At 62.0% G+C, this 10,676-nt stretch carries 9 protein-coding genes and 2 pseudogenes; 8 read left to right on the top strand and 3 right to left on the bottom strand.

Annotation, left to right across the window (positions count from 1 at the left end; genetic code table 11):
- Positions 1 to 788: 788 nt before the first annotated feature.
- Positions 789 to 1,016: pseudogene (locus tag U5A52_RS39700) on the top strand (amidase family protein); the annotation flags it as partial.
- A gap of 241 nt (positions 1,017 to 1,257) precedes the next feature.
- Here U5A52_RS39700 and U5A52_RS39695 read toward each other — a convergent pair.
- Positions 1,258 to 1,655, bottom strand: a pseudogene (locus U5A52_RS39695) (winged helix-turn-helix transcriptional regulator).
- A 475-nt stretch (positions 1,656 to 2,130) separates the two neighbouring features.
- Positions 2,131 to 2,472 carry a helix-turn-helix domain-containing protein gene (locus tag U5A52_RS39690; protein ID WP_321939657.1) on the bottom strand — a complete coding sequence of 114 codons (342 nt, stop codon included), beginning with the start codon at positions 2,470 to 2,472 and terminating at the stop codon, positions 2,131 to 2,133.
- 143 nt (positions 2,473 to 2,615) lie between these two features.
- On the opposite strand from U5A52_RS39690, the gene U5A52_RS39685 reads away from it, so the two are divergent.
- The 6 genes from U5A52_RS39685 to U5A52_RS39660 all read left to right on the top strand — a co-directional run bounded on the left by U5A52_RS39685 (position 2,616) and on the right by U5A52_RS39660 (position 8,281).
- Positions 2,616 to 3,605, top strand: a complete 990-nt coding sequence (locus tag U5A52_RS39685; protein WP_321939656.1) for an NADPH:quinone reductase — start codon at positions 2,616 to 2,618, stop codon at positions 3,603 to 3,605.
- Between the two features lie 102 nt (positions 3,606 to 3,707).
- Positions 3,708 to 4,583, top strand: a complete 876-nt coding sequence (locus U5A52_RS39680; protein WP_321939655.1) for a LysR family transcriptional regulator — start codon at positions 3,708 to 3,710, stop codon at positions 4,581 to 4,583.
- 153 nt (positions 4,584 to 4,736) lie between these two features.
- On the top strand, positions 4,737 to 5,753 hold the full coding sequence (locus tag U5A52_RS39675) for a succinylglutamate desuccinylase/aspartoacylase family protein (protein ID WP_321917518.1): 1,017 nt from the start codon (positions 4,737 to 4,739) through the stop codon (positions 5,751 to 5,753).
- A 62-nt stretch (positions 5,754 to 5,815) separates the two neighbouring features.
- Positions 5,816 to 7,192 carry an MFS transporter gene (locus tag U5A52_RS39670; RefSeq protein ID WP_321917516.1) on the top strand — a complete coding sequence of 459 codons (1,377 nt, stop codon included), beginning with the start codon at positions 5,816 to 5,818 and terminating at the stop codon, positions 7,190 to 7,192.
- Positions 7,193 to 7,214: 22 nt separating this feature from the next.
- Complete coding sequence (locus U5A52_RS39665) at positions 7,215 to 8,111, top strand: MBL fold metallo-hydrolase (RefSeq protein ID WP_321917514.1); 897 nt, start codon at positions 7,215 to 7,217, stop codon at positions 8,109 to 8,111.
- Positions 8,075 to 8,281 carry a hypothetical protein gene (locus U5A52_RS39660; protein WP_321939653.1) on the top strand — a complete coding sequence of 69 codons (207 nt, stop codon included), beginning with the start codon at positions 8,075 to 8,077 and terminating at the stop codon, positions 8,279 to 8,281. Before U5A52_RS39665 ends, U5A52_RS39660 begins: the two co-directional genes overlap by 37 nt.
- 1 nt (position 8,282) lies before the next feature.
- Here U5A52_RS39660 and U5A52_RS39655 read toward each other — a convergent pair whose 3' ends face one another.
- Positions 8,283 to 9,071 carry a helix-turn-helix transcriptional regulator gene (locus U5A52_RS39655; protein WP_321939652.1) on the bottom strand — a complete coding sequence of 263 codons (789 nt, stop codon included), beginning with the start codon at positions 9,069 to 9,071 and terminating at the stop codon, positions 8,283 to 8,285.
- 121 nt (positions 9,072 to 9,192) lie between these two features.
- On the opposite strand from U5A52_RS39655, the gene U5A52_RS39650 reads away from it, so the two are divergent.
- Positions 9,193 to 10,278, top strand: a complete 1,086-nt coding sequence (locus U5A52_RS39650) for a zinc-binding dehydrogenase (RefSeq protein WP_321939650.1) — start codon at positions 9,193 to 9,195, stop codon at positions 10,276 to 10,278.
- Positions 10,279 to 10,676: the final 398 nt, after the last annotated feature.

Genomic DNA, 10,676 nt, shown 5'->3' with positions numbered 1-10,676 from the left:
GGCGTAGTACTGGCGCCAGACGTCGTCGGCCTGATTGGCGAAAAGCGAAAGGCTCCCGTCCTTGCTGTAGCCCATTATCGCGGCTATCCCAGCGACCGGCGGCGCCCACAGATGCCCACGAGCGCCGGTCTCGCCGATGGCGCGCGGCTGCGTTGCCAGCCCTCACGTCTAAGCACCACACTCGCGTCGATATTGCCTGCGCCGAGGCGATTTATTGCAATTGCGCATCCGCCCATCGGGTGCGAGCTTCCTGTGTCAGCCGGATCCGGTTGGTGCGAAAACCAGCGAGGGGAGGCCGCGTGGCGGGGCGGGCAAATCGCACAACGGAACGGCTTTGAGGAAGTGAGTGTGGCATTTCCTGCCATCCGGAGGGCGCTTGTCGACCCTGAGCAGCCGCTCGACCTGAGTAGCTCAAGTGACTGCTGCTCGCCCGATATCAGCCATTCGACATCCGTGCGCCCAACGCTCCGATCCATTCATATCTGCGCTAATGCCGGCGGGCTGAATCTGCGGCGAGATCGCGGATGCAGGATAGCCGAATAAGTGCCGACGCCATAAGCTGCTCCAACTTCAGCCTGTCGAGGTACGACGTGAATCCGATTGCTGATGCCCGATGCCATTTGCCCGGTGAACCATAGAGCGCGCGGGTGGTGTACTTTCGTCCAGTCAAGTCGTATGCGTAAAGCGCAACTGAGTCTTCAAGTAGCGCAGGAACGCTTGCAGCTTCGGGGACGGCACGCGCTCCCTCGGAAACAGGGCGTTGAGATCCTGTTGCGGACCGACCCATTCGGGTCTTTCGACATTCCCCATTCACGCCACCTTTCAACGTCTCCGGGCTCCCTGCCATGTCCGTACCGCTTGAAACGCACCCGGAAACCGGCTTGCCGATTGGCACGCAGTTCGCGGCAGGATTCGGCCGGGAAGACACGTTGCTGCAACTTGCCGGGCAACTCGAGCGGGCCCGGCCGTGGGTCGATCGCCGCCCGATATTGTGGGCGGGATGCCAGTCGAAGTGACAACGACTCGGGGCGTGCGAGCGTGGCCATCTAGATGACAGAGGGCCGCGCGTATCACGCAAAAGTTGGTGCTGCTGCGGCAGCGCCGTCGCGAGCAGCTACATCTGCGTCGACGCTCGTTTGGTCGATGGAAAGACTTGGGCCGTGCCTCTGAAGGCTGGCAGCAAAGTCGATCTTCTGCGCCGTGCCCGGCGTGACAAGCAGTCCTGTGCAATGTGATTGTCCGCTCGTTCCCTCATCGTTATCGTGACACAGCTCCCGGTGTCTGATTGAGCGCGTCTCCCGGGCCTTGTGTGGCGAACGCGCACTGCGACGCCTTGATCGCATCACGATTCTCGTCCACCCATTGCAACAGCGCCCGCAAATGCGGTTCCAAGGAACGACCCAGCGGCGAAATCTCGTACATCACCGCGACGGGCGCGGTGCAGACCACCGATCGCTTGACGAATCCACTGGCTTCGAGGCGACGCAGGCATTGTGTCAAGGCCCTTGTGTGATGCCGTCGTTGGCGCGCCGTAAAGCGTTGAAGCGCATCGGGCCTCCGCACAAATGTCTTAGCACGAGCAGTGTCCACTTGCTCGTTATCTCCTCGAGCACGAGGCGGTTCAGTTCAAGCGCTTCCTGGGATAACGCGGGCATGGTCGAGGAGGCAAGTCCATTACCTATCAACGCTTCCCCGACAGTCTGCTGCGAGAAAATGCTTTCCTCGGACGCCTCGCCGATCTGTTTGACGATGGCCGGCTGGCCGGCAATGCGGATATCGCGTCATTGACGAGCACGTTCGGGCCACTGCTGAGCTTCGACGCGTGGTTGGCGGGCCCGGGCAAGTCTCTGTTCGAAGCAGCGCTCAACGCGAACGACACGACGATCGCGCTACGCTAATGACCGTCGACTGGACATCAGGGCGCCGCCACTGCCGCCGCCCGAGCTGTTGCCATAGACCACCCTCCGCGTGCAAAGGGCCGGTATCAAAGCGAAGCGGTCGTTCCAACGACTCCGTAACAGCGAAAGTACACGGCGCTTGCTGGCGGACTATAGCCCGATGCAGTGGCCCAAAGTCGTCGACCCCCAAGCGCCGTTCTCTGGGCCTATAAGCGGACGTCGACGAGCGCGGTTAGCAGGACTCCAATTGCTCCAGTCGTTCGATGTAAGCGTCGCCCCATTGCTCCATTGCCTCAAGCACGGGCGCGAGCGTTTTTCCGAACTCGGTCAACGAGTATTCGACACGCGGCGGAACCTCCGCGAAAACCTTACGTGTCACGATCCCGTTCAATTCAAGTTCACGAAGCTGCAGCGTCAAAGAGCGCTGCGTGACTGTTCCGATCAAGCGTCGCAATTCGCCGAACCGTTTCGTGCCGTTCATCAGATAGTGGACGATCAGCGGTTTCCATTTTCCGCCGGCGACGTCGACCGTTGCAGCAACGGAGCACTGATACGTAGTAACCGAAGAGGCCATGCAGACTCCCAATAGGATACTTTCTATCCCTATATATCAAAGATGTGCCTTCTTGTACAAAAACAGTCGACCGCCGATAGTCTCCGCTCTATTGCGCTGACCAACGCTCAGCGGACGACCGTGTTATTCAAGGAGGGAGATAGATGAAGGCCGCATACTACGAAAGGCAGGGCAGAGCTTCGGAAGTACTGAGGCTTGGTGATTTTCCGGTTCCGCAACCAGGTCCCGGCGAAGTTCGCGTGCGAATCCATGCGTCCGGTCTGAATCCGAGCGATATCAAGGCGCGCACCGGTTTCTCCGGTCCTGCCGCTTTCCCCATGGTCATTCCGCATCAAGATGGCGCCGGAGTGATCGACGCGGTCGGGGTCGGCGTTGCGCCGACACGCATCGGCGAACGGGTATGGCTGTTCGAAGCGCAATATCGTCGCCCATTCGGCACGGCTGCGGACTGCGCAGTCGTGCCGGCATCACAAGCCGTTTTTTTACCCGACAACGTTTCGTTTGAGGTCGGAGCCTGTTTGGGCATTCCAGCACTCACGGCTCATCGCTGCCTCTTCGCAGATGGCGTTATCAACGGGCATAGCATACTCGTCCATGGGGGCGCGGGGGCAGTCGGAACCGCAGCAATCCTGCTTGCAAAATGGGCGGGCGCGTGGGTCGCGACGACCGTCTCAACGCCTGAACAGGCGGACGCTGCGCGACGTGCGGGTGCAGACCTTGTCATCAATCGACTGTCGCAAGATGTGTCGGCGATCGTGAATTCGGCTACTGGGCAGCGAGGGGTCGGCCGGATCGTGGATGTCAGTCTGCAAGACAACCTCGAAACCGATATGAGCTGTCTGGCCGACGGCGGCATCATCAGCGCCTATGCTGTGGAGTCCGCTGCCGACCACCTGGCCCTTCCGCTGCTAAAGGCGATGATCGCAGGCTGCACGTTCCGGTTCATCTACATCTACACTGTCCCGGCGGCCGCAAAGTCCGCAGCGGTCTCAGCGATCAGCCAATGCCTCGTGCACGGAGCGTATGCACCCACGATAGGGATGCAAGTATCACTCGACGCTATCGTCGAAGCACACGAAGCTCAAGAAACGGGCCGGGTTATCGGCAAGATCATCGTGAAGCCGAATTCATAAGCACGAGCCCCACACGCCTGACTTATACGATTTCCTCAAGGCTGCCATTCAACGCGTGCAGTGGTTTACGATGACGCTCCAACGTCCTGTTCCCATACCGCCATGGAACTCCGGCATCTTCGCTATTTCATCGCTGTCGCAGAATTGCGCAGTGTGCGCTCGGCTTCCGAACAACTGCACGTGACGCAGCCGGCGATATCCCGGCAAATCCAGGATCTCGAACAGGCCATCGGCGCGGCTTTGTTCGAACGTACGCCACGAGGTCTGCTGCTCACGGCTGCGGGCGAGGCCTACTTGTCCGAGGCGCGAGAGATTCTGGCCCGCGTAGACGCCGCCAATCGCCTCGCCCGCCAGATCGCCTCCGGTTTGCGCGGTCATTTGCGCGTCGGGTTTGTCGAAAACGCGGCATGGAGTGGCATTGTCTCCAGGGCGTTGCGCGAATTCGAACAGGCAGTGCCGGAAGTCGCGCTCGAATTGCAGCCGATGAACACTCCGGAGCAACTTGAAGCGATTGCAGCGGGACGGCTCGACGGCGGTTTCTGCTATCGAGTCGGTGTGCTCCCCGAAGGCATCGCGAGCGTGCCTGTGCTCGAACAGAACGTCCTGTTGGCCGTGCCTGAAGCGTGGCCGCTCGGCAAAGCGGGGGCCGTTTCGACGGCAGACCTTCGGGAAACCCCATTTATCGCCTTTCCTCGACGCGTCTACCCGGCGTACTACGACCGCCTCCTGTCCGCGTGCGCCGAGCGCGGCCTGACGCTCGACATCCGACAGGAGGCCAGCACCGAAACGGCCATCCTTTCGCTCGTGTCCGCGGGCATGGGGGCCGCGATCGTGAACGCGGCGAATCGCGATCGTCCACCGGCACGCGTGCGTTTCGTCGATATTCAGGATTTGTCGGTGCCGTTGCCACTCGAATTCTGCTACGTAACAAACGGCGCAAACATGGCATTGGCTCGGTTCGTCGACCAGCTGAAGTAGGCGGCGCGTGGCTGCGGCGCGACGGTGGAGGAACGCGTAGCCGGTGATGCCTTCAAAGCATCACCGGCTGCAGAAAACGGCATTGGTCAGGCACTTTGTCTTCGGCGATAGTAAGACAACCGGGGCGTCGCCTCGCTGCTTACGGATCGCACCATGTCCCATCTTCCTTCGCTTATCGCCACTGACGTGGACTTCGAGCGCACCGGTTTCCAGACCGGCACGCTCAGGCTGCCCTGGTCGCACGATCGCTCGGCTTACGGGCACATTCCCATCCCGCTCGCCGTGCTCAACGCCGGAGCGGGGACAGGGCCGACCGTTCTACTCACAGGCGGCAACCACGGCGACGAATACGAAGGCCCAGTCGCACTGTTCAAGCTGCTCCAGCGGCTGCCGTCGATGGCGATCCGTGGCCGCATCATCGTGATTCCAGCGCTGAACTTCCCGGCCTTCATCAACGGCTCCCGCACTTCCCCGATTGACCACGGCAATCTGAACCGGCTTTTTCCGGGCGCACGCAACGGGCAGCCGACGGAGATGATCGCGCACTACGTCGAAACGGTATTGCTTCCACGCGCCGACGTCGTCATCGATCTTCACGCCGGCGGTGCATCTTTCGAACATGCTCCCACGCTTCTCGCGTCGCCACCCGCCGAAGGCGAGCGGCGTGCGCTCTATCTGGACCTCGTTCGCGCGTTTGGAGCACCAAACACGATGATCATGGATCTGCTCGGCGAAGATCGCACTTTCGCGGCGGCCGCCGAACGCCACGGGAAGCTATTCCTGTGCGGCGAATTCGGCGGCCACGCAGGGTGTGACGCGGCCAACCTCGCGATCGTCGAGAGCGGCCTGCTTCGCGTCCTGCACCGACTCGGCATGACGCCGGAGGCTGATCCCTCGCCGGCGGGTGAGACGCAATTTCTTCGTGTGGAAGGCGCACGCCACTATGTGTATTCGCCGATTGCGGGCGTGTTCGAGCCCGCTTTCGCACTCGGCGATCGCGTTCGCGAAGGTCAGATCGCGGGACGTCTCTTCGATCCGCACCGGCCCTGGCAAGCGCCGCTGGAGATTCGCTTCCGCGCCGACGCCACGGTGATGTGCATCCGTACTTTCGCGCGCGTGGAACCCGGCGACTGCATTGCATTGCTGGCCGCGGATACCGTTGTGGACTGAACACGGAACAACAAGAACGAGTGTGACGGACGACTCACCTACTCATCCTCCGGAGATCGTGCATGAGCGCTTATCCCCCTTCGATTCAGGCGACTGAGCACGTCGGCCGGCCGTCATCCAGCGATGTTCGACACCCGGTCTACATCGTGCTGCTGTTCTTCATCTGCTTCGCGTTCTCGTATCTGGATCGGCAGATCGTCAGCGTACTCGTGCAGCCGATCAAGCAGTCGCTCGCGCTCACCGATACTCAAATCGGCCTGCTGCAGGGTCTATCGTTCACGATGTGCTACGCAACGGCGGGCGTTTTCGTCGCGCGGCTCGTCGATCGAGCGAACCGGGTGAAGCTGATCGCCGCTTGCATTGCGATCTGGGCAATCTCGACGATGGCTTGCGGATTCGCATCGAACTTTTCCGAACTGCTCATCGCTCGTGCAGGGACCGCGATCGCAGAGGCCGCGCTGAGCCCCGCTGCATTGTCGATCTTCAGCGACATCTTCACGCCGCGTCGCGTGGCGCGCGCGAGCAGTGTCTTCATGCTTGGGCCATACGTGGGGGGCGGCGTTGCGTTGTTCGGCGGCGGCATGTTGTTGTCTGTCGCGCATGGCGACAGCAGCGCGCTACTTGCGGCGCATGGCTTCGAGCCGTGGCAAATGGTGTTCGTCGCGGTCGGGCTGCCCGGGCTCGTGTTGGCCGCGCTGGTGGCATTCACGGTTCGCGAACCGGTCCGCCAGGAGACCTTCGCTCGTGCTACGCAAGCAGGAGACGCCATGCCATCGCTGCGCGAAGTCGTGGTCGAACTGTTCGTGCGCAATCGCTTCTGCCTGCCGTACTTCGCGGCCTACGTCGCGTTGATCACGTTGTTCTACTCGCACGCCGCGTGGTTCCCGACTTTGCTGATGCGCCATTTTCATCTCGCGCCGAAGGCGGTGGGCCAGATGGCCGCACCCGCTTACGTGATCGGTGGGACACTTGGTATCGCGTGCGCGGGCATGCTTGCGACGCGAATCACTGACGAAAACACGTTGCGCAGGGTGCTGGGCTTCTCCGCCGGCGCGGTTGCTACACTGGTGCCAGCCGCGATTGCGATGCCGCTCGTCGCCGACAGCACAGTCGCGGTTCTGCTGTATGGCAGCTGTGCGTTCACCGCGAGCATCGCGATGGGCCTCGCGCCCGTACCGCTGCAAATCGCGGTGCCGAACCGCATGCGTGGTCGTTCGCTCGCTTTGCTCGTCTTCATGACCAACGCGATCAGCGGAGGCGTTGGGCCGCTGGCCGTCGGTTACCTGAACGAGCACCTCGGGCACATGGGCAACAGTCTGGGCGTCGCGCTGGCCTTGACCGGTGGGTTGTCCTCACTGATTGGCGCCGCGCTCTACATACTGGCCATGCGGCGCGTGCCGGTCGCGCATGCGCCTGCCGTAGAGCGAGGAACTCCATGACTTACTACGAACCAACGTTGCTATGAAAAACGCTTCCAATACTCATCTCGTGGGCGATGCAACCATCACTCGGGTGGATGAAACGGCCTTCGCACTCGCTCCCGATGTCTTGTTCCCGGACTGGGATCCCGCTAGCGGTCGTGTTCTGGAAGAACACTGTTCGACCGCCAGCCTCGACCTGACGAATCGACGCGTATCGATGAGAACGCATTTGTGGGTCGTTGAATTCCGCGGACTGACTATTGTCGTCGACACGGGAATCGGCAATGGGAAAACGCGGCCGTTCAGTGCACTGTTCGACCAACTCGACAATCCCGTGCTCGAGCGCTTCGAGGCGGCAGGCTTCCTGCGCGAGCGCGTCGACTATGTGCTGCTCACACATTTGCACGTCGATCATGTCGGATGGAACACGCATTGGCAAAACGACCGCTGGATGCCCGTCTTTCCGAACGCCACCTATGTATTCGGCCAGCGCGAGTGCGACTATTTCGCAAAGCCGGAAGGAGAGCCGCGGCGCATGGTATTCGAGGACAGCGTACTGCCGGTCATCGAGGCCCAACAGGCCCGCATCGTGCCGGATGAAGGGGCGGAGATTGTCGACGGCATTCGCTTTCTGCCGACGCCGGGCCACAGCATCGGGCATATGGCTATCGAAATTCGCTCACAGGGACAGACAGCATTGTTCTCCGGGGACGTGATGCACAGTCCATTGCAAGTCTATCGTCCTCAGTGGAATTCGACGTTCTGCCTCGATCAGCCACAGGCGCGAGCATCGAGACAATCGTTGCTCGAACGCGCGGCGAAAACGGGGGCGATCGTATTCCCCGCGCACTTTCCGGAAACATCAGCCGGTACGGTGCATGAAGGTCCGCACGGATTCGAATGGCGCTACTTGAGGGCGCCTCGCTCACCAGGCTGATGTCGGCGATGGTCGTGCTCGACAGCGCGCAGTCGTTGAGAGACACGGGGAGCGTCGACAACGACGACATCGATCGACTCAAGCACTCGGGGTCCCGCTTCCCGGCCGGCGCGTCGCTCGAACGGGCATCACGCCGGCAAGCGGGAACACCACCGCCTGTTGCCGCCTGAGCTAAACGACGTCCGCGTCGACCGGCGTGTAGATCGCGAGCTTAAGCGCCGGATCGTCGTTCGCCTGAAACGTTGCGTACTCGTAGCGCTGTACACCGTGCCTCGCGTGCGCAAAGACCTTCTGACCCGACGCGCCGCTGCGCACGTCGTGTGCACTCCACCATTTCGCGAACTCCTCGCTGCTCGAACCAAGGCGTCCTACCAGTTCGACGAACGCAGGATCGCCCGCATGGAGGTCGTGGCTTGTACGAAACAGCGCGATCATGCGCCGGGCTTCATTCGACCAGCTCGCGCCAAAGAGCCGCCGTGCTTCGGGTTCGAGGAACATGTAAATCATGATGTTGCGGTCTTGCGCAGCGAGACGATCGAAGCCGAGCAGTTCGGTGGCGGCCTCGTTGCACGCAAGGATGTCCCAGCGCCGACCAGTCACGTAAGCCGGAAGAGCGAGACTGGCTACCACCCGCGCGACGGCGGGCGGCACATTCTCGCGGGCGAAGGCGCGCGGTTCACTGCGCTGCGCGAGCGTGCGCAAATGGGCCACTTCGGCATTGTCGAGCTGCAATGCCCGCGCAAGCGCATCCAGCGTCGCATCCGAAGGGCTGACCGCGCGCCCTTGCTCGAGGCGGATATACCAGTCCACGCCGATGCCCGCGAGTTCCGCGACTTCCTCACGCCGGAGGCCGGGCGTGCGGCGGCGCCGGCCATCGTTGAGGCCGACGTCGCCGGGTCTCAGCTTCTTGCGCCGGGAGCGCAGAAAGTCGCCGAATGGGGTTCGCGTCGTGGCGGTCATCGTGTTCGCTTCATATCGGGTAGGACGGCAGGGTGGGACTGCGCAATCCTGGGATCGCAGCGGGCCTTGTTGCCTATTCTAAGCCTGCCAGAATCGGCCCATCCCCCTTTCTGGAAGAGTCATGAAAGCTGCCGTCCTGAAGACGCTCAACGCGCCGCTCACGATCGAACAGATACCGGATCCTTCTGCAGGCACCGGCGAAGTTATCGTAGACGTCGTTGCGGCGCCGGTGTTGTCCTATGCGCAGGAAGTGTTCAGCGGCGAACGCCGCTATCCAATCGAGTTGCCTATCGTGCCGGGCTGCGGCGCGATCGGTCGGGTCCGCACAATCGGTCCCGATGCGACGCATCTGAAACTGGGCGACTGGGTGTTCTGCGATCCGACCGTGCGCTCTCGCGACGATGCGCTCATGCCTGATATCGTGCTGCAGGGCTGGAGCGCGCGAGGCGAGGGCGGCAGGCGGTTGCAGCGGTATTTTCACGACGGCCCGTTTGCCGAGCAGCTACGGTTGCCGACAGAAAACGCGGTGCGCATCGGCGAGATCGATCCGGCTGACGCCGCGCGTTGGTGCGCGCTCAATACGTTGCTCGTACCATACGGCGGGCTGCTCGCGTCTGATCTGCGGGCCGGTGAGATCCTGCTCGTCAGCGGAGCGACTGGCAACTTCGGCAGCGCGTGCGTCGCGGTCGCGCTCGCAATGGGCGCGCGCTGCGTCGTCGCACCCGGCCGCAACGCGCAGGCACTCGAAGACCTGGAGCGCAGATTCGGCGATCGCGTGCGAACCATTTTACTGTCCGGCGACGAAGCAACGGATCGCGAACGCATGCAACGGGCGGCGCCGGGACCGATCGACTGCGTGATGGACCTGATGCCGCCGTCTGTTCCGGCGACGACGGTGCGTGCCGCGGTGATGGCGGTCCGCCCGTATGGGCGCGTGGTCCTGATGGGCGGTGTTGGCATGCTGGGCGGCGCGGGCCTCGAGCTTCCCTATCCGTGGATCATGCGCAACGACATTACGTTGCGCGGCAAGTGGATGTATCCAACGCAAGCCGTGACGTTGATGACAGGTTTGATTCGAGGTGGGCTGCTGCATCTGGGCCATTTCGATGTGACAACGTTCGCGCTCGACGATGCGAACGAGGCAGTCGCTCATGCAGCGGCGAACGGCGGCCCATTCCGGATGACGGTGATCAGCACGGCGCGTTGACGAGTGTGGTTCTTCGCAGACAATCACACAATGGGCGACCTGCCTTTGTGCCTGACAAACGCTTGTCCTGTGCTCAAGTCCACGACCCCGTCCTCAAGTTCATTCAGGAAATGTCCGCTGACGACAAAAGGAATTCGCTCCCGGCGTCATGTTGCGGCCATCTACGCCCGAGATTCGTCATCCTTGTATCGCAGGGGCGCGAAGCAGTCGACCGGTCCAGGTACCCTTGGGATAGGACTGCTCGCAACGAAACCTCGCAGCCGATACTACGCGCCGCTATGAACGCTTTGGACAGGCGGTAATGCGCTGAACTGCAGCCATTCGAACACACATCCCGAGCGTCGCTTCATGGCCGAGCCCGGAAGTCCGTCAGAAGAAGATGCGCAGCGGATCGCCCT

The sequence above is a fragment of the Paraburkholderia sp. J8-2 genome (assembly GCF_905220195.1).
Lineage (GTDB): Bacteria > Pseudomonadota > Gammaproteobacteria > Burkholderiales > Burkholderiaceae > Paraburkholderia.
This window is presented reverse-complemented; position numbering and strand designations above follow the sequence as displayed.